Here is a 19,467-nt window from a genome sequence, read left to right as displayed (position 1 = left end):
ATTCGATCCTGCCTGTCAGCCCAGCTCGCTGACCCGGTCTTCGGCGTCGGTGACCCCGTCGACGTCGGCGGCCGCGGAATGCAAGAACCATTTCAGGGCTTCGTCGTTGCGGCCGAGCGCCAGCAGGGTGTCGGCGTAGGCGTAATACAACCGGGCGGCCGTCGGACCGCTGCCACCCGGGGCGAGTTGCGGCGTGCACAACACGCTCAGCGCCTGCTCGAGCTGCCCGAGATCGGCGCGGGCGCCGGCGACCACGATGCGCAGCTCGTCGGCGTCGTCACCGGTGAGCTGGGTCGCCTCGTCGCCGCGAGCCAGTTCGATGGCCCGTTCCGGACGGCCAAGGCCGCGTTCGCAATCCGCGATCAGCGCGAGCAGTGCGGACTTGCTGCCCATCCGGCGGGCGGCGCGCAATTCGGCCAGCGCCTGAGCCCAATCGCCGTAGCGGTAGGCGGCGATCCCGACAGCCTCGCGAATAGCCGCGATTCGGCTGGACCGAGCCCGGGCGGCGCGGGCGTGGTTGAGTGCGGCCTCCGGGTCTTCGTCCATCAGCTCACCCGCCGCGACCAGGTGGCGCGCCACCGCCTCGGCGGTCGCGCGGTCCAGGGTGCTCAGTTCACCGCGGATTTCGGGGGCCAGCTGTTTGGCGTCCACCCCGGGCGGTATCGGGGGCCCGGCGTCCGCCACGCGCTCACCGTCGCCGCTGCGCGGCTGGGCCTGGCGCGCCCGGCCCGGTCCCGACGACCGAGGTGCCTCATGCGCGGTTCGCGGCCCACGTTTGGGTGTGCCCCCAGACCCCGAGCGCGGGCGTCGTTCGCCGTTGTTGCGCTGCCTGTCGTCGACCACTCGTGTCGTTCACCTCAATTGCTCGCGTCCTCCTGAAGAGGATACGGACACCCAACCGGGGGTCTCGCTACGCCTTGAACCGGTCCGGTATCAACGGCGCAATCATCGAAGGGCAGAACGTCCCGATCGCCAGGATCGTGAATATGCCCGCGTTTTTCTCGGTCATTCCGTTGCCGGCGGCCATTTGCGAGACGACAGAATCGAACGACCTACCCGGCTGGACCAGCATCGGACAGACCGATTGGCCCTGCGCCAGCGTCGTAGCCGGCTGGGTGACGGCGATGCCGGCATTGGTCAGCGCCGACAGGAAGGCGTTGCCCGCTATATCGGCGCGGATGGGGGCCGCCATCGTCGCCGCTGTGGCGACTAGAGCCGCGGTCAACGTGACAAAGCCGAAGGCCTTCGTCGGGCCGCCGGCTCGTAAGGTCCATTGGTACGTCATTGATTGCGCCGTCATCTCTCGCTCTCGTCGATTGTTTGGTGGCTGCGCAAAATCACTGTGACTACAGTGGCCAACGAGTGTCACGTTTAGGGCACGGCAAGGTAAAAGTTTGTGCACCACCGCGTTTTGCTCCGAACTTGTTGACAGTTCCGGGTGGAGCATGCTGCGCCGGCGAGTGCCCACTGCAGCCGCCGATCGAGACGTGGCCACGAATTACATTGGCGTACAAGCAATTTGACACTACCGACGGCCGCCCACCGGGTGGATGCTGTCCCCCGATCGGGGGACACGGGATTTCCAGCGGTAATTCAGCCGGTTGTGGGATACCAGCGAGCCGCGAATCCCGGAAAACTGGTCTTCACAGCGGGGATCTCGCCACTCCTTCCAACGAGGCCTCCCCTCCTCATATCGGCATCCCCTCCGATAATGGCGAGATCCCCGCTGAAATCCTCAGCCACTTACCCTTTCGATGCCGGCGATGTTCCTCTTGCCGCGACGCAAAACAAGCCACCGGCCGTACAGGAAATCCGAGTCCTGCGCGGCCCATTCGTCGCTGTCGACCCGAATGTTGTTGACCGACACGCCACCTTCGCCGATCGTGCGCCGTGCGGCGCCCTTGCTCGCCGACAGGCCGCTCGCGACCAACAGGTCGACGATCCCACCGGGAACACCAGGTTTGAGCTCGGCAATCGACGTCTCGCGTAGCGCCGCGGCCAGCGTCGCCTCGTCGAGGCGATCCAACTCGCCCTGACCAAAGAGCGCCTTGCTCGCGTGCTCGACCGCCGCGGTCGCCTGCTCGCCGTGCACCAACACGGTGAGTTCGGTGGCCAGCCGCCGTTGGGCGGCACGCTGTTGCGGACGCTCGGCGGTGGCTTGTTCCAATTCGGCCAGCTCGTCGGCGGACAAGAAGGTGAACCATCGCAGGTAGCGGATCACGTCGGCGTCGGCGGTGTTGACGAAGTACTGGTACCAGGCATACGGACTGGTCAGCTGGGGGTCCAGCCATACGTTGCCGCCGCCGGTGGACTTGCCGAACTTGGTGCCGTCGGCTGACGTCACCAGCGGGACGGTCAGCGCGTGCACCGTCGCCCCGAGCTTTTGCCGTACCAGGCGAACACCGGCGATGATGTTGCCCCACTGATCCGAGCCGCCGATCTGCAGCGCACAGCCGTGGCGCTGGCGCAATTCGACGTAGTCGTTGGCCTGCAGAAGCGTGTAGCTGAACTCGGTGTAGGAGATGCCGTCGCCGTCGAGCCGCCGCCGGATGGTGTCGCGATCCAGCATCACGTTGACCGAGAAGTGCTTACCGAGATCCCGCAGGAACTCGATCGCCGACATCTGGCTCGTCCACTCGAGGTTGTTGGCGACGATCGCGCCGGTGGGTGAGTCGTCGAAATCGACGAAGCGTTCCAGCTGACCGCCAATCCGCTCGGTCCATTCGGCGACGATGTTGGCCTCGTGCAGACTGCGCTCGCCCACCTCGCGCGGGTCCCCGATCATGCCGGTGGCACCGCCCGCGAGCACGATCGGGCGGTGGCCGGCGCGCTGAAAGCGGCGCAGCGCCAGCAGCGGCACCAGATGCCCCGCGTGCAAGCTCGGCGCGGTCGGGTCAAAGCCGGCATAGACCGTCATCGGTCCGCGCTGCGCTTCGGCGGCCAGGGCGTCTAGATCGGTGGACTGCGCGATCAGCCCACGCCAGCCCAGCTCGTCGAGGATCATGGGGTAAGAGGCTAGTCGCTGGCGCCGGGCGCGGGTGCCCGCGGACTTCGCCGATACGCCGAGACTTCCGGTCGACCGGCAAGCCACAGCCGCCACGGCCGGTCGGCGGCCTGGCTGACCCCGACCCGTGGGCCCGCCACCGCGCCGTTGGCCGCATTCAACGTCAACGTCACCGGGCTGTCCGGGTCGAATAAGTCAATCCCATTGTCGGACATGGCAATTCCCAATGCCGAGCACAGGTTCCCGGGGCCACGCGACAAAGCGGGGCCGCGGATGGCCGCGCCGCGACGGGCCTGGGCGATGTCGGCGCCGTCCTCGATAACGGCGGCGCGCAGCAGCACCGCGGCGGCGGTGCCGTCGGGTCCGCACGAGACGTTGGCGCAGGTGTGGATCCCGTGACTGACGTAGGTATATAGGCGCCCCGGCGGCCCGAACATCACGCCGTTGCGGCCGCTGCGCCCACGGTAGGAGTGTGCCGCCGCGTCCGGCCAGGGACCGTCGGGCACGCCTCCGTAAGCCTCGACTTCGACGACGATTGCGCTCACACCCCGCGCGGTGAGGGTGGCTCCTAACAGCCGGTGCGCGGCCGCGACCGGGTCGACTACCAGCTGGCCTGCACCCACCCACCGAACCTACCCAGACCATAAACATGGCAATATCCCGGTTGCCGCGTGGCGAAGGAGCCCAAACATGCATGCAATAGACCCCGCCGCCACCGCGTGGCTGCTGGCCAGTACCGCACTGGTCCTACTGATGACCCCCGGCCTGGCCATCTTCTACGGCGGGATGGTCCGCACCACCGGGGTGCTCAACATGATCATGATGAGCTTCATCTCGATACCCCTGGTCACGGTGGCGTGGCTGCTGGTCGGTTACACGCTGGCGTTCTCCGAGGACGGGGCGGGCGGGTTCATCGGCAACCTCAGCCATATCGGGATGCTCGGCATCACGCCCGACACCGCTCACGGCACGGTTCCCGAACTGCTCTATGCCACGTTCCAGCTGACCTTCGCGATCATTACGGCGGCCTTGGTCAGCGGCGCGATCGCCGACCGCGCCAAATTCGCCGCCTGGGTCGTCTTCGTCCCGGTGTGGACGATCGGCGTGTATGCGGTTGTCGCGCACTGGGTGTGGGGGCCCGGCGGCTGGCTGGCCAAGATGGGTGTGCTCGACTACGCGGGCGGCCTGGTCGTCGAGATCGTCTCCGGCTCCTCGGCGCTGGCGCTGGCGCTGGCCCTCGGGCCCCGCATCGGCTTCAAGAAAGACGCCATGCGACCGCACAACCTGCCGTTGCTCTTCGTCGGTGTCGGGCTGCTGTGGTTCGGCTGGTTCGGCTTCAACGCCGGTTCGGCGTTGGCGGCCAACGGAACTGCCGCGGCCATCTTCCTCAACACGCTCGTCGCCGGTTGCCTCGGCATGCTCGGCTGGCTCACGGTCGAACAGATCCGGGACGGTAGGCCCACGACATTCGGCGCAGCATCCGGGGTGGTCGCCGGCCTCGTCGCGATCACCCCGTCCTGCGGCACCGTCAACACGCTCGGCGCGGCGGCAGTCGGACTCGCCGCGGGCGTTGTGTGCGCGTTCGCGGTGACCGCGAAATTGCGCTTCAACTATGACGATTCGCTTGACGTGGTCGGTGTGCACTTCGTTGGCGGGGTCGTCGGGGTGTCCCTGATCGGACTGTTCGCCACGGCGGTCATGACGGCGGGCCCGCAGGGCCTCTTCTATGGTGGCGGCTTCGGCCAACTCGGCAAGCAGACGCTCGCGATCGTCGTCGTCGCGGTGTATGCGTTCGCGGTGACGTTCGTCCTGGCGAAGGTGATCGATCGGGTGATGGGCTTTAGGCTCAGCGCCGAAGACGAGACCACCGGGGTCGACTTCACCCAGCACGCCGAAACCGCCTACGCCGAAGGCGTGCACGGCCATCTGCCGTTGCGCCGCCCCGGCTCCCCGGGCTGAATACCCGGGCCACGGGCCCGTAGCTGGCCCTTGACACCTCCGCACCGACAGCGGATATTCATCACATGATGATTTCATCTCGTGATGAATTAATCCCGGACCGCTCCGAACCGGCCGTCGATATCAATCATCTGCGGGTTGTCCGCGGTAAACGCCCCGCCCTGCGAGACTTCTCGGTGCAGGTCGCGCGGGGCAGCATCACCGGCCTGCTGGGCCCGTCCGGCTGCGGCAAGACCACGCTGATCCGGTGCATCGTCGGCACGCAGATTGTGACGTCGGGTGCGGTCACGGTGCTCGGCAGACCGGCCGGCTCCCCCGAGCTGCGCCGCCGCGTCGGATACCTGCCGCAGGACCCCACTATCTACGACGACCTGCGGATCGTCGACAACGTGCGCTACTTCGCGTCGCTCTACGGCTTCGACAGTCCGGCAGCCGATGACGCGATCGAACGGGTCGGGCTCAGCGATCACCGGACCGCGTTCTGCGCCAACCTTTCCGGCGGCCAGCGCACCCGAGTCTCGCTGGCGTGCGCGCTGGTCTGCCAGCCGGAGCTGCTGGTGCTCGACGAACCCACGGTCGGCCTGGACCCCGTGCTGCGCGCAGACCTCTGGGAGCAGTTCACCGAACTTGCGCGTGCCGGAACCACCTTGTTGGTCTCCAGCCACGTGATGGACGAGGCCGATCACTGCAAAGACCTGTTGCTGATGCGCGAAGGGAATTTGGTCGCGCACACCACGCCGACCCAACTACGAGAGGACACCGGATGCACGTCACTGGAGGACGCGTTTCTGTCCATCATCAAGCGCAACATCACGCGCCAGGCAGGCTAGGGATAAGGGGCTACACCGCCACCACGACACGGATTCTGCGTCAGCTGGCCGCTGATCACCGCAGTGTCGCGATGATCCTGGTGGTGCCGGTGCTGGTTATCACCTTGATGTACTTCATGTTTCACAATGCGCGGCACCTTCCCGGCACACCGTCGCCGTTCAACAACGCCTGCCTGATTCTGCTCGGCCTCTTTCCGCTGTTCGTGATGTTCATCATCACGGCGATCACCATGCAGCGCGAACGGGCGTCGGGCACGCTGGAGCGCATTCTGACCACTCCCCTGCGCCGGCTCGACCTGCTGATCGCGTATGGCACCGCGTTCTCGATCGCCGCGGCCGTGCAGGCCACGGTGGCCTGCACGGTAGCATTCTGGTTCCTCGGCTTCGACACCGCCGGCAGCTGGGCGTGGGTGTTCGTGATCGCCATCGTCAACGCGGTGCTGGGCGTTGGCCTGGGCCTGTTGTGTAGCGCCTTCGCGCGCACCGAGTTTCAGGCCGTGCAGTTCATCCCGCTGGTGATGGTGCCGCAACTGCTGCTGGCCGGCATCATCGTGCCGCGCGCATTGATGCCAGACTGGCTGCAATGGATCAGCAACGTCCTGCCGGCCAGCTACGCGCTGGAAGCACTGCAACAGGTGAATTCACACGCCGAGCTGACCGGCGTCGCGGTGCGCGACATCATCGTCGTGGCGGGTTCCGCTTTCGCGGCGCTGTGCCTGGCCGCCGCGACTCTGCGGCGCCGGACAGGGTAGTGGCGATCGCAAGCGCGGCGCAGCCGGGCGCAGCGGGTCGACACGGACGGCCTAGGTGACGGCCGCCAACACCGGGCGCCGGCGTCCCGGGCGGCCGGCCGGAAGCTCCGACACCCGGGACCGCATTCTGGCCAGTGCGCGAGAACTGTTTGCCAGCAATGGCATTGATCGCACGTCGATCCGGGCCGTGGCCGCCGGCGCGGGTGTTGACGCGGCCCTGGTGCATCACTACTTCGGCACCAAGCAGCAGCTGTTCGCCGCCGCAATCCACCTTCCGATCGACCCGATGACGGTGCTGGTGCCGATGCGCGAAACGCCGGTCGACGAACTCGGACTGCGGCTGCCCTCAGTGCTGTTGCCGATCTGGGACTCCGAGGTGGGCGCGGGTTTGATCGCGACCATGCGGGCCTTGCTCACCGGGGCCGACGTCAGCCTGGCGCGGTCGTTCCTGCAGGAGATCGTCGTCGAAGAGGTGGGATCGCGCGTCGACAATCCGCCCGGCACGGGCAAGATCCGGGCCCAATTCGTCGCGTCGCAGTTGATGGGCGTGGTTTTGGCCCGCTACATCGTGGGGATCGAGCCGTTCGCGTCGCTGCCGGCCGAGCAGATCGCGGCGACCATCGCGCCGACCTTGCAGCGCTACCTCACCGGGGATCTGCCGGACGGCTCATCCGGCTAAAGCGGGCGTGCTCATCCTCGTCGACGTCGCGCGCCTCATCGATCAGCAGCACCGGGATGCCGTCTTCGATGCGATACGCCCGGCGCAGCCGCGGGTTGTAGAGCAGCTCGTCCCCCACCAGCAGCAGCGGACCCCGGTCTTGCGGGCAGACCAGGATGCTCAACAGGGTGTCGTCAAGCATCGTCGCCCTTATATGTGGCGTTCAGTTCGGCGCGTATCGCCGGAGTCAACCGGCGGTACTGGTTGCTGGCGGAATCGAAATACCAGACGTGGCGCCCGGCTTTGGGGATCCCGGCCGCTCGCAGCGCACTGACCGTCGGGCGATACGTCGCGCTCAGCGTCATTTCCGGCACCACGCACACGATGTCAGGCCCCAGCCCGATCGGCATTTCGGCGAAGGCATCGGTCAAATCCGCCGCGGTGATGCTGGCTCCGGGCAACAACGTCACCGCGGACACCGCCACCTCCTGGGTGCCGAACGGCACGTTGTAGGTCACCGCGAGGTCCACGCCGTTGATCAGGCCGAGCGCGTCGGTCACGGGCTCGGAATAGACGAGGCCGCGCACGGAGTGCACCACCGAGCCGCGCCTGCCCACCAACCAGTAGTCGCCATCCTCGTCGCGCCGGAACATGGACTCGGTGGAGATCCAGGTGTCGGCGGGCGCGAAGACGCCGCGTTTGACGGACGCCGTCGGGTCGATCGGCCCGTTGGACGCCGCAAGCAACACTCCGACCTGGTCCACGTCGGCGACCTGGACGAAACCCTGCTCGTCTTCCAGGATCAGGTCGTGTTCGGTGTCGTAGGCACCGAGTTCGATACGCCCGGCGCCGGGCAGCGGGCGGCCCTTGCTACCGATCTTGACGCCGGACACGTTGGCCAGCACCGCCTGTCCATCCGTGGTGGCGAAGAACTCGACGACGTGCGCGGGCGCGAACGCGGCGACCACCCGCTCCCACAACCCGGTCGGCATACCCGAACCGATGAACAGCCGCACCGGATGATTGCCGTGCAGCACAAAAGCCGGATCGTCCACGATGTCCCGCAACATCACCCAGGTATAGGACACCACCGTGACGCCGTACTGCCGAATCTCCTGGACGAAGCGGTCCGCGCGCAGGCCGCGCGACAACGCGATGCGGGTACCGCCGACGACCGCGCCGCCCAGGCTGACCAGCAGCGCGGACTCGTGATGCAGCGGCGTCAGGCAGTACACGGTGTCGCGGCGGTCCAGGCCGGCGGCCGACGCGGTACCGAATGCCGACACCGCCCACCGGAAGTTGGTGATCTGCTTGGCGACCAGCTCGCCACCGGCCACGCTGAACGCGATGAACGCCAGATCGCGGGCCAGGCCCGGGTTGGGCCGGTACCAGGCAGGCAGTTCGACGGCTTCCGGGTCGATCTGCTCCATGTCGATGACGTTGCCGTCGTCGGGGAGGTTCAGGTCGCGCGTCTCACCGCCACCGAGCACCAGGACCTGTCCGGACCATTCGCGCGCCGCATCCAGGTTGGTGGGGTCGGTCAGGATTTCGGTGACTCGCCCGAGCCGGACCGATGCGATCAGATCAGCCTCGGGGTGCATCACCACGGCGACCGCGCCGAGCCGCGACAGCGCGGCGATCGCGACCAGCGCACTGGGTCGCGTTTCCATCAGCACGCCTACTCGATCGCCCTGCCGCACGCCCACCTCAATCAGGCCGCGAACGACGTTGTTGATGCGCCGGTCGACCGCCTCGTAGGTGTGCACACGACCGTCGAACAGCAGGAATTCGCCGCGCGGCGCGTTGCGAGCCTGCTCGGTAATGATGCGGCCCAACGAGATTCGCGTGTGGTCATTGATCTGGCCCAGCCGGGCCAGCCGGGGCAGGGTGCGCGCGGTCTCGACGGCCAATGTCCGCATGGACTTGTTGGCCGCGACCACCGCGCCCGTCGCGCCCCGCACCAGCCCAAGCGCCGCCTCCGACGCCTCACCGATGCCATGGGTAAGCCGGGAACTCAACGCGACGCCGCTGTCGGTCCGCTCTTCGGGCTGATCGGCCATCAGGTCGACGCTCGATGGCTTGCCGCCGCCAGTGCAAAGCCATTCGATCCACGCCGCGACAACGGGCCAACCCTGTTCTGCGGCTTTGGATCCGACGACCAAGCCGAAATGCCCTGTCCTGATCCGGGATTCGTAGACCTCGGCGTTGGGCGCCGCGCGCCGGATGCCGCGCACCGATGCCGGCTGGCCGATGTCGTCGACCTCGCCGATAAACGCCAGCACCGGGCAGCTGATATCGGTCAGCGTGACCAGCTGCCCGTTGACGGCGAAACCGCCTGTCATCATCCGATTGTGGGCGATGAACTGCTTGAGCAGCTCGGAGATCGCCGGGCCGGACCAGGCGATCCACCCCTCACGCTCCAGGAATCTGCGTTGCTGTTCGCGCGGCAGCAGTGCCTCGCGGTCATGCAGCTGACGCACGAAGTCGACCCGGGCCTTGGCGGTCTTGAGCGGGTCGAGCATCTGGAATCCGGCCCGCGCCATCCAACCGGGGATGGCCAGCCGGCTGAAAACGTGGTCGGCCATGAAATTGGCAACGGGCGGCGCAAAGTTTGCCGGGATGCCCATCGGCAAGGCGGCCAGGGTGTCCACCGGCGAACCGAAGGTCACAATGCTGGCGAGACTCTTCGAACGCCGGTACGCGGCGACCTGATAGCACCACATGCCGCCCTGCGAATACCCGACGAGATGGATGTCGCTGCCGGTGGCATCCTTCACGGTGTCGATGGCCTGGCTGAGCGCGACGATGTGGTCGGCCAGGTTGCGGCGCATGCCGCCCTCGACCTTGTCGGGTGAGCCGAAGTCGATGACCCAGCAGTCCAGCCCGTGCGAGTGCAGGATGCCGACCGCGCCGTCTTCGCGGGTGACGTCCCACATGTCGGCCGACATCATCATCGGGTGCACCATCAGCACCGGCGGGCCGACCGGGCGCTGGCCGGGGCGGCTGTCGGGCGGAAAGTAGCGCCGAAGCTTGTACATCGGCACGCTCTCGACGATTTGCGACGGCGACGGGACGGTACCGGTCTCCAGGCCGCCCAGCCGTAAGACCTCCAGGCCATTCTGGGCCGTCGCGACCAGTCGTTCCACCGGCCGCGTGATCATCGACAAGTTCAGATCCACAGCTGCTCCCCACTCTCTCGACAGCTTGGACATCATGGCACACCGGGTTGCCGTGCGGATGCGCCTCGCGATGTCGAACCGCGGGCGCCGGGGTATCCCGAGCACTCCCCTCGACCAGGCGACTTCACTGACACAGAACCGGCCCTCGACACGCGACCAGTTCGACGAAGCAGACCGTTAGCTCTTAGCCCGACCGTCGTCGTGCGCCGGCCGCTCGGACCCGTCCGGGTGTTGATCCCACGTTCCGGGCGTCATCGGCACCTGCACGTCCGCGCTGAAGCCGGTGCCGGTCAACTTCACCAATCCCGCAGGGTGCACCCCGGCCTTCGGCACCGTTCCCGAGAACCCCAACGGGCCGGCGCCCGATTGGGATGCGGACGGCACCGCGCCCCGGTCGGCTAGTCCACCGCGAGGAGCACCGGCCGGCGGACCCGGGTCAGCGACATCGAGGTCGGCGAACTCGTGCCCGAAGTCCTGCATCGCCACCCGGCGGCGGCGCCGGACTCGCCCCCGACCGCTGGCACCCGACGCGGCCGCGGTTGCCGCCGATACGCCGGCATCCGGCGCGGTGGCCTGCTCGCGGTCGGTCAGGGTAGGCCCGAAGCCGGTTTCCGGAGATCGACCGAGCGCCAGGTAGCCGAGCGTCTCGGTGCCGGTCACCGGCGCCGGTGCGCCCCCGCCCGAGGACGTCGCCGCGCCGGCCGGCGCACCGGTCGACCCGGTGACGAGACCCGGACCGAAAGCCGGTGCGACCGACTCGTCGCGACCGATCCGCGGTGCCGCCGCCGCTGCGTGGGCGCGTTGCGGGCTCGGCGCTGGGCCGGCGGCGGCGTCAGCGGCCTGCTCGGCGGGCGCCTGCTGATTCTGCAACGTGGAGATGAATTGGTTGATACCGAAGATAAGCAGGGGAAGCACGATCGGTATCCGCACGGGAATGGTCAGGATGAACAGCGCGATCGCCCAAAACACGATGTTTTCCACGATGAACCACCACAGCCGAATCCAATTCCGCGCTGCCTGGTCATCACTGGGCGGGTCGGCGGCGAGACGCGCCACCCCGTGGGACCTCAATATCGCCGGCGCCGGGACGGTGCGTGGGGTCGACGACAAGGCCGCACCGCATGCCGCCGAGTAACCGCTCATCTCGGCGGCGGCCTGCACCCACATCCGTGCGTAGTCGGCTTCGTTGAGGGCAATCGGGATGGTGTTGAGTCCGAAAAAGTTCGTCGCCGTTAAAGCCGCGTGGACGCTGTGGTTGAGGGCCAACTCGGCCAGGGTCGGCATGCCGGCCAGGGCGCTGCTGTACGCCGCGGCCGCAACTTGGTGCAAAGCGGCCGCGTCGGCGCTGTCGATGCTGGCCTGGGTCAACCATCCCAGGTAGGGCAGGTGGGCGGAAACGTAGCTGTCCACGCCCAGCCCCTGCCATATGCCGGATTGCACGGCGTTCAGCAGTCCGGCGAGTTCTTCAGCGGCCGAGGCGTACTCGGCACTCAGCGACGACCACGCGGCGGCAGCCACCAGAACCCAGCCTGGTCCCGGACCGCTGCTCAGCAACGCTGCGTGTACCTCCGGCGGCGAGGCTATCCACACCGGTGCGATCGGCACGCTCATCGTCGGCTTCCGGGACGCCAGCTCGCAAAACTCGACATGACCAAAGTTTACACAACTACGATTGTATAAAAGGCTGTGGCGCCCGAGCGGTGCCGGAGGGTCCGGCCGGCCCCAGTAGGGTCGGCCCGGTGGCGCACCTACTGGGAGCCGAGGCCGTTCACCTGGAATACCCGACTCAAATGGTCTTCGAGTCGATCTCGCTCGGCGTCAACGACGGCGCGCGTATCGGCATCGTGGGGCGCAACGGGGACGGCAAGTCCAGTCTGCTGCGCCTGCTGACCGGTCAGCTGCGGCCCGACTCCGGCCGGGTCACCCAACGCAGCGGATTGCGGGTCAGCGCGCTCAGCCAGGCCGACACCCTGGACCCCCAGCGTCCCGTCGGCTGGACCCTTGTCGGCCAGGCGGCCGACCATCAGTGGGCCGGCGACCCGCGCATCCGCGATGTGGTCGACGGGCTGGTGTCCGATATCGACTGGGATGCAACGATTTCCACGCTCAGCGGCGGTCAGCGGCGGCGGGTGCAGCTGGCCAAACTGCTGATCGGTGAATCCGACGTCATCGCCCTCGACGAACCCACCAACCACCTCGACATCGAAGGCATCACCTGGCTGGCCGGCCACCTACAACAGCGCTGGGCGCGCAACACCGGTGGGCTGCTGGTGGTGACGCACGACCGCTGGTTTCTCGACGAAGTCGCCAACACGACGTGGGAGGTGCACGACGGGATCGTCGAACCCTTCGAAGGCGGGTACGCCGCGTATGTGCTGCAGCGCGTTGAGCGAGACCGGCAGGCCGCCTCGGTGGAGGCCAAGCGACAGAACCTGATGCGCAAGGAGCTGGCCTGGCTGCGCCGCGGCCCGCCGGCGCGGACCTCGAAGCCGAAGTTCCGGATCGACGCCGCCAACCAGCTCATCGCCGACGTGCCGCTGTTGCGCAACACCGTCGAGCTGGCCAAGCTGGCGACGGCCCGGCTGGGCAAGGACGTGATCGACCTGCTGGACGTGTCGGTCTCGTTCGACGGCCGTCCGGTGCTGCGCGATGTCGAATGGCGGATCGGCCCGGGCGAGCGCACGGGCATCGTCGGGGCCAACGGCGCGGGCAAGTCGACGCTGCTGGGATTGATCGCCGGCACCGTCGCGCCGGACAGCGGGCGCGTCAAACGCGGCAAGACCGTTCAGCTGGCGGTGCTCGATCAGCAGGGCGATCGGTTAGCCGACATCGTCGACGACCGGATCGCCGACGTGCTGGGCCGGCTGCGGGGCGGCTACGAGGTCGACGGGCGCGAGGTCACCCCCGCCCAGTTACTGGAGCGGATCGGCTTCACCGAGCTGTCCGCGCGCGTCGGCGAGCTGTCCGGTGGGCAGCGGCGCCGGCTGCAGCTGATGCTGACCTTGCTGTCCGAGCCGAACGTCCTGCTGCTCGACGAGCCCACCAACGACGTCGACACCGACATGCTGACGGCCACCGAGGATTTACTCGACTCCTGGCCCGGCACGCTGATCGTCGTCTCGCACGACCGCTATCTGCTGGAACGCGTCACCGATCAGCAGTACGCGATTCTCGACGGCCGGTTGCGCCACCTGCCGCGCGGCGTCGACGAATACCTGCAACTGGCCGCGCGTTCCACGACTGCCCCGCCACCGTTGCGGACCACGCCCGAGCCCGAGGCGATGTCCGGCGCGCAGCGTCGCGCCGCTGAGAAGGAACTGGCGTCAGTGGACCGCCAGCTCACCCGGCTGGCCGACCGGATTGCGGCCAAACACCTCGAACTGGCAGACCATGACCAGGCCGATCACATCGGTGTCACCCGGCTCACCGGGGAGTTACGCACCCTGGAAGACGAGGTTGGCACGCTGGAGAGCCGTTGGCTGGAGCTCTCGGACGTGGTCGAGTAATCCTCATGGCGAAGCAACCGGTTCGGTATCTGCCCGGCGAAGGGTTGCTAGCGCTGTACCGGCTGCGGGGCCCGGTGATCAATTCCGGCGTCGGCCGGCACGGCTACACCTATCTGCTCGGACCCGAGGCGAACAAGTTCGTGTTCGCCAATGCCGACGCATTCAGCTGGGCGCGGACGTTTGAGAGCCTGGCCATCGTCGACGGACCCACTGCGCTGATCGTCAGCGACGGCGACGACCACCGCCGCCGCCGCAGTGTGGTGGCCCCCGGGCTGCGCCACCGCCAGATTCAGGACTACGTGCAGACCATGGTGTCCAATATCGACACCGTCATCGATGGCTGGCGGCCGGGACAACGGCTGGACGCCTACCGGCAGTGCCGCTCGGCGGTCCGGCGCAGCACCGCCGAAAGCCTGTTCGGCACGCGCTTGGCGATGCAGTCCGACTTCCTCGGCGAGCAGTTGCAGCCCTTGCTGGACCTGACCCACCGACTGCCCCAGGTGGTAGCGCTGCAGCAGCGCGTCAACTCCCCCGGCTGGCGACGGGCGCTGGCCGCCCGAAAGCGCCTCAACGACTTCATCGACGCCCAGATCGCCGACGCACGCACCGCGCCACGGCCCGACGACCACATGATGACGATGCTGATCGAAGGTCGCGGCGAAGAGGGATACGCGCTGAGCAACAACGAGATTCGCGACTCGATCATTTCGCTCATTACCGCCGGCTACGAGACCACGAGTGGCGCCTTAGCCTGGGCGATCTACACGTTGCTGACCGTGCCGGGCGCGTGGGACAACGCCGCGGACGAGGTTCGCCGCGTGTGCGGCGAACGGCCGCCGACTGCTGCCGACCTGGCAGCGCTGACCTGCCTCAACGGCGTCGTCCACGAGACGCTTCGGCTGTACTCACCCGGCGTGATCTCCGCCCGCAGGGTGATGCGTGACCTCGCGTTCGACGGGCACCGCATCCGTGCCGGCCGATTGCTGATCTTCAGCGCGTATGTCACCCACCGATTGCCTGAGTTGTGGCCGCAACCACGAGAGTTCCGGCCGGCCCGATGGGATCCGGGATCAGCCGAGTACCGCAAGCCCGCACCGCATGAGTTCATTCCGTTCAGCGGCGGGCTGCACCGCTGTATCGGGGCGGTGATGGCCACAACCGAGCTGACTGTCATGCTCGCCCGGCTGGTCGCCAGAACGAAGCTGCGATTGCCCGCCCAGCGAATCCGCGCCGCCAACCTCGCCGCGCTCAGTCCGACGCCGGGCCTGATCGTCAACGTCGCCGACTCAGTGCCAGCGCAGTAGCACGAGTTCGGAGAAGAAACCGGGGCCCATCGCGACGATCAGCCCCGGGCTGCCGCCGGCCGGCGGTTTGGCAATCGTGTCGCGCAGGACGTGAAGGACGGAGGCCGAGGAGAGGTTGGCGATCTCACCCAGCGAACGCCAGGTCAGCTCCAGCGCCTCGGGGCGCAGGTCGAGGCTCTTGCCGATCGCGGTGATCACCTTCGGGCCGCCCGGATGGGCCACCCACGCGTCGATGTCGTCCTTGGTCAGCCCATGCCCGCTGAGGAAGCGGTCGACGTCGTCGGCCAGGTGCCGCTCGATCACCGTCGCGAGCTCCGGGGAGAACACCGGTTGCAGGCCGCCAGGACCGACGTTCCACGCCATGACGTGCAGCGATTCCGGGTAGAGGCGGCTGCGCGAATCGACGATGTCGGGCCCGCCGGCCCGCAACTGCCGATCCTGTTCGGCACGGCGATCCCCGACGGCGACCACCGCGGCTGCCCCGTCGCCGAACATCGCGGTCCCGACCAGCCCCGACACCGTCGGCTTGACCGTGGGGAAGGTCAGCGAGCACAGCTCGACGGACACCAGGACGGCGACACCGTCGGGCGCGCCCCGCAGATAGTTGTGCAACGAGGCCACCCCCGCGGCACCGGCCGCGCAGCCCAGGCCGAACAACGGCATCCGGCGCACATCCGGGCGCAGCCCGATCCGTCCCGCGATGCGGGCGTCCAGCGACGGCACCGCAACGCCGGTGACGGTCGTGGTCGCGATCATGTCGACGTCTTGGGGCGCCAGCCCCGCCTCCTCAAGAGCGCCAAGCAGCGCCTCGCAGCCAAGGTTGACGGCGTTTTCGACGAAGATCTCGTTCGTCTCGGTGAAGTCGTTCAGCGACGAGTACCGTTCGAGCGGCAACACTAGGTGGCGACTGTTGACCTTCGCGCCGGCGTGCAGACGCCGAACGATGTCCTCGTGCTCCTTTAAAACCGGTAACTCGACAAATCGGTCGGTTATCTCGGCCTGGCTGTAACGGTGCGGTGGCAAAGCACCGAACACACCTGCAATAACGCTCATATCTAGCCTCTGCTACTCAAAAGCCACTACTCAATACGATTCCCCCATTTGCACGAAAGTTTATGCGGTCTGGTTCACGCCCGCAAAGATACGGTTATTCAACATGTGTCGGATAATGTGCGCGTAATCACCCCCGGCAGCAGGGATTTCGTTATTCAGCATCATCCGGATTGTCGGATTCCAACGCCATAGCAATCAACGCATCGGCGCTCAACGAGTCGATGACGTCATTACTGACCTCTGGACCGGCAAGCGGAATTTCGGATTCACCGGCCAGCAGCAGAAGTTTGTCGAGCAAGCCGGCCCGCCGAAGTTCGCGCAGCGGAATTTTTCTCAGCGAAGACCAGATTTTGTCGTCGCCGGAATCTTCGTGCTCCTCGTGCAGCAGCTGGCGATGCAGGTGATCGGCCAACGCCGCCGGATTGGGAAAGTCGAAGATCAGCGTGCGCGACAACGCCAATCCGGTCGCGGCCTTGAGACGGTTGCGAAGTTCGACACCCGTAAGTGACTCGAAGCCGATGTCGAAAAAGGCACGTTCGACATCGATGTCACGACCGCTCGAGTGACCGAGCACGGTTGCCGCGTGTGTGCACACCAAATCCACCAGCCGCCGGTGCTGCTCCTCGGGGGCGTGTGCGCGCAACAGCTCGGCCAGGTCCGCCGCCCGACTCACCGGAGCCGCCACATCGCCGCCCGCATCCAACCAAAACCGTTGCCGAGCAAAGCCATATGTCGGCAGGTCTACTCGGCGCGCGGCCAGTCCGTCCAGAACCGAAGGCCAAATAATCTGCGCACCTTGGCAAAACAACTCACCGGCTGCGATCTGCACGGCGTCGATTTCAGGCCGATCTTTGGCCAGCGTGGCGATTGCGGCGGCATGCTCGGCGCTCAGCGAGTGCTCCACCGCCGCACTCAAGCCGGCTTCGGGGCCCACCTCGACAAACACGTTGGCCCCCAACGACTCCGCCAATCGCACACCGTCGACAAACCGCACCGGTTGACGCACATGCTCAACCCAATACCGTGCCGATCCGTAGTCAGCGCCGGCCAGCTGTCCAGTCACGTTCGACACCAAGCCAATCCGCGGCGCACTGGGCTTGATGTCGGCCATCAGTCGGGCGAACTCGTCCATCATCGGCTCTACCAACGCCGAATGAAACGCGTGCGACACCGCCAATCGATGCACCCGCGCCCCCTGCTGTGCGAGGCGGTCAGCCAGCGCGCTCACCGGGGCATCGGCACCCGATATCACCACGGAGTTTTGGGCATTGACCGCCGCGACCGCGACACCATCGTTGAGCAATGGGGTTACCTCGTCTTCGCCGGCGCCCACCGCGATCATCACGCCGCCGGCCGGCAGCTGCGCCATCAAGCGGCCTCTGGCGGCCACCAGCCGCGCGGCATCGCCAAGCGTTAGCACGCCCGCGAGGTGGGCCGCGGTGATCTCGCCCACCGAATGGCCCATCACCAGATCCGGTTCGATGCCCCAGGTCTGCAGCAGCGCCGCGGTTGCCAGTTCGATGACGAACAGCGCCGGCTGGGCGAATTCGGTGTTGGCCAATAGCTCCGAGTCGAGACCCCAGATCACGTCGCGCAATCCCAAGCGCAGCTGGGGATCCACTGCATCGACGGCTTGGTCGAAAGCCCGGGCGAATACCGGGTATCGGTCGTGGAGTTGGCGCCCCATCCCCAACCATTGGGAGCCTTGGCCGGGAAACACGAACACCGTCTTGCCGCCTGCTCTGGCCCGGCCGGCGATAGTGCCGGGGTCGCCGGCTGCCAGCCGCGCCAAACCCGCTGTGAGGGCTGGACGATCGCTGCCCACCAGCACCGCACGGTGTTCGAAGGTCGAACGCGTGGTGGCCAGCGACCACGCCACATCCGCCATCGTGAGTTCGTCGTCGGAGGCGACATGGCCTGCCAACCGGGTGGCCTGGTTGGCCAGAGCCTGCTCCGAACGTGCCGACAGCACCCATGCCACAGTGGCATCGCGCGGCGGTGCGACCCGTGCTGGCTGCGCGGGCGCCTGCTCGAGGATCACATGCGCATTCGTGCCACCCATTCCGAACGACGACACTCCGGCCCGCCGCGGCCTGCCCTGCACGGGCCAGCCGGTCAGACCCGTATTAACTTGCAGACCATGGAGTTTCAGGTCATTGCCGGGGGCGGCGTCATCGTAATTGAGACTCGGTGGGATCACCGCGTTTTCGATGGCGAGCACTGCTTTGAGCAAGCCGGTGATTCCGGCGGCGCTGCCGGTGTGGCCGATGTTGGTCTTGACCGATCCGACGCGTACCGGATTGTTCTTACGCTCGGCGAAGATTTCACCGAGCGCCCGGGCCTCGACCGGGTCACCGACTTCGGTTCCGGTGCCGTGGGCCTCGATGTAGTCGATGTCGTCGCTGCCGAGGCCGGCGCGCCAGAGCGCGCGCCGGATGACGTCGGCCTCGCCCGGCATCGAGGGCACGGTCTGGCCCGTGGAGGTGTGTCCGGCATTGCCGACCGCACTGCCCCGGACGACCGCGCGGATTCGGTTACCGTCCCTGATGGCGTCGCTCAACGGCTTCAACAGCACCATGGCGGCTCCTTGCGCCCGCACGTATCCGTCTGCGCGTTCATCGAATGCGTAGGTGCGGCCCGATGTCGACATCGCGCCGAATTCTTGTTCGAGCATTGCGGTTTCGGCGGCCAGGTTGAGGTGGATCCCGCCGGCTATCGCCAGCCGCGACTCGCCCGCACGCAGGCTTTCACAGGCGAGGTGCACCGCGACCAGGGACGACGATTGACCGGAGTCGAGGATCATGCTGCTGCCACGCAACCCGAGGGCATAAGAGATTCGATTGGCGATCATTGCGCGGCTAACCCCGCCGAACGAATGGTGATCGAGATCGTCGGCGCCGTCGCGAAGCGTCAGGACGGCGTAGTCGTCGGTCATGGCTCCGAGGTAAACCGAAACCCGTTCGCCGCGCATAGTTTCCGGCACTACGAATGCGTCTTCGAAAAGTTCCCAGGCCAATTCGAGGGCTAAGCGCTGACGCGGGTCCATCGCGCACGCCTCGCGAGGCGACAGGTTGAAGAAGGCCGCGTCGAATTCGCTGCCGTTTCCCAGTAACTCGGCCTCTTCGCGTCCGTCATGCACGAGATTCCAGAAGTCACGCGGGGTGGCGGCACCGGGCAATCTGCAGGCCAGCCCGATGATTGCCACGTCGGTAGGCGACACGA

15 protein-coding genes are annotated in these 19,467 nt (G+C 67.0%); 6 read left to right on the top strand and 9 right to left on the bottom strand.

The genetic code is table 11. The annotated features are described in order from the left end of the window. Window positions 1–15: 15 nt before the first annotated feature. From H7K34_RS18790 to H7K34_RS18775, 4 genes are all read right to left on the bottom strand, one after another. On the bottom strand, window positions 16–843 hold the full coding sequence (locus tag H7K34_RS18790) for a tetratricopeptide repeat protein (RefSeq protein ID WP_264063474.1): 828 nt from the start codon (window positions 841–843) through the stop codon (window positions 16–18). A 67-nt stretch (window positions 844–910) separates the two neighbouring features. Continuing rightward, window positions 911–1,300, bottom strand: coding sequence for a DUF732 domain-containing protein (locus tag H7K34_RS18785; RefSeq protein WP_372510789.1), 390 nt, complete (start codon window positions 1,298–1,300; stop codon window positions 911–913). A 435-nt stretch (window positions 1,301–1,735) separates the two neighbouring features. Then, on the bottom strand, window positions 1,736–3,004 hold the full coding sequence (gene tyrS / locus H7K34_RS18780; RefSeq protein ID WP_264063472.1) for a tyrosine--tRNA ligase: 1,269 nt from the start codon (window positions 3,002–3,004) through the stop codon (window positions 1,736–1,738). Between the two features lie 11 nt (window positions 3,005–3,015). Beyond that, window positions 3,016–3,627 (bottom strand): DNA-3-methyladenine glycosylase, encoded by a 612-nt coding sequence (locus H7K34_RS18775; RefSeq protein ID WP_264063471.1) that lies wholly within the window; start codon window positions 3,625–3,627, stop codon window positions 3,016–3,018. A gap of 67 nt (window positions 3,628–3,694) precedes the next feature. Here H7K34_RS18775 and H7K34_RS18770 point away from each other — a divergent pair, with 67 nt between their 5' ends. From H7K34_RS18770 to H7K34_RS18755, 4 genes are all read left to right on the top strand, one after another. After that, window positions 3,695–4,963, top strand: a complete 1,269-nt coding sequence (locus H7K34_RS18770) for an ammonium transporter (protein WP_264063470.1) — start codon at window positions 3,695–3,697, stop codon at window positions 4,961–4,963. 65 nt (window positions 4,964–5,028) lie between these two features. Then, window positions 5,029–5,793 carry an ABC transporter ATP-binding protein gene (locus tag H7K34_RS18765; protein WP_264063469.1) on the top strand — a complete coding sequence of 255 codons (765 nt, stop codon included), beginning with the start codon at window positions 5,029–5,031 and terminating at the stop codon, window positions 5,791–5,793. A 2-nt stretch (window positions 5,794–5,795) separates the two neighbouring features. Then, window positions 5,796–6,545 (top strand): ABC transporter permease, encoded by a 750-nt coding sequence (locus H7K34_RS18760; RefSeq protein WP_264063618.1) that lies wholly within the window; start codon window positions 5,796–5,798, stop codon window positions 6,543–6,545. Between the two features lie 55 nt (window positions 6,546–6,600). Continuing rightward, entirely contained in the window at window positions 6,601–7,224 is a 624-nt protein-coding gene (locus tag H7K34_RS18755) for a TetR/AcrR family transcriptional regulator (protein ID WP_108923043.1), read from the top strand. Here the strand turns inward: H7K34_RS18755 and H7K34_RS18750 are convergent. The 3 genes from H7K34_RS18750 to H7K34_RS18740 form a co-directional block, all read right to left on the bottom strand. After that, window positions 7,190–7,405: a Trm112 family protein gene (locus H7K34_RS18750; protein WP_108923041.1), complete on the bottom strand. Its 216-nt coding sequence runs from the start codon at window positions 7,403–7,405 to the stop codon at window positions 7,190–7,192. The genes H7K34_RS18755 and H7K34_RS18750 overlap by 35 nt on opposite strands. Beyond that, window positions 7,398–10,415 (bottom strand): acyl-CoA synthetase, encoded by a 3,018-nt coding sequence (locus tag H7K34_RS18745; RefSeq protein WP_372510807.1) that lies wholly within the window; start codon window positions 10,413–10,415, stop codon window positions 7,398–7,400. Before H7K34_RS18745 ends, H7K34_RS18750 begins: the two co-directional genes overlap by 8 nt. Window positions 10,416–10,559: 144 nt before the next feature. Next, window positions 10,560–11,993: a PPE family protein gene (locus H7K34_RS18740; protein WP_264063468.1), complete on the bottom strand. Its 1,434-nt coding sequence runs from the start codon at window positions 11,991–11,993 to the stop codon at window positions 10,560–10,562. A 128-nt stretch (window positions 11,994–12,121) separates the two neighbouring features. Here H7K34_RS18740 and H7K34_RS18735 point away from each other — a divergent pair, with 128 nt between their 5' ends. Together H7K34_RS18735 and H7K34_RS18730 are read left to right on the top strand one after the other, a co-directional pair. Next, a complete protein-coding gene (locus tag H7K34_RS18735) occupies window positions 12,122–13,888 on the top strand; it encodes an ABC-F family ATP-binding cassette domain-containing protein (protein WP_264063467.1) in 1,767 nt (588 codons plus the stop codon). Between the two features lie 5 nt (window positions 13,889–13,893). Next, window positions 13,894–15,192, top strand: coding sequence for a cytochrome P450 (locus H7K34_RS18730; RefSeq protein WP_264063465.1), 1,299 nt, complete (start codon window positions 13,894–13,896; stop codon window positions 15,190–15,192). On the opposite strand, the gene H7K34_RS18725 is transcribed toward H7K34_RS18730, so the two are convergent. Further along, window positions 15,175–16,245, bottom strand: coding sequence for a type III polyketide synthase (locus tag H7K34_RS18725; RefSeq protein ID WP_264063464.1), 1,071 nt, complete (start codon window positions 16,243–16,245; stop codon window positions 15,175–15,177). The two genes, H7K34_RS18730 and H7K34_RS18725, sit on opposite strands and share 18 nt — an antisense overlap. A gap of 151 nt (window positions 16,246–16,396) precedes the next feature. After that, window positions 16,397–19,465: a type I polyketide synthase gene (locus H7K34_RS18720; RefSeq protein ID WP_264063463.1), complete on the bottom strand. Its 3,069-nt coding sequence runs from the start codon at window positions 19,463–19,465 to the stop codon at window positions 16,397–16,399. Window positions 19,466–19,467 lie beyond the last annotated feature (2 nt).

This window comes from Mycobacterium montefiorense, from assembly GCF_025823255.1.
Classification (GTDB): Bacteria; Actinomycetota; Actinomycetes; order Mycobacteriales; family Mycobacteriaceae; genus Mycobacterium; species Mycobacterium montefiorense.
Note: the sequence above shows the minus strand (reverse complement) of the source record. Positions and strands in the feature narration are given on the sequence as shown.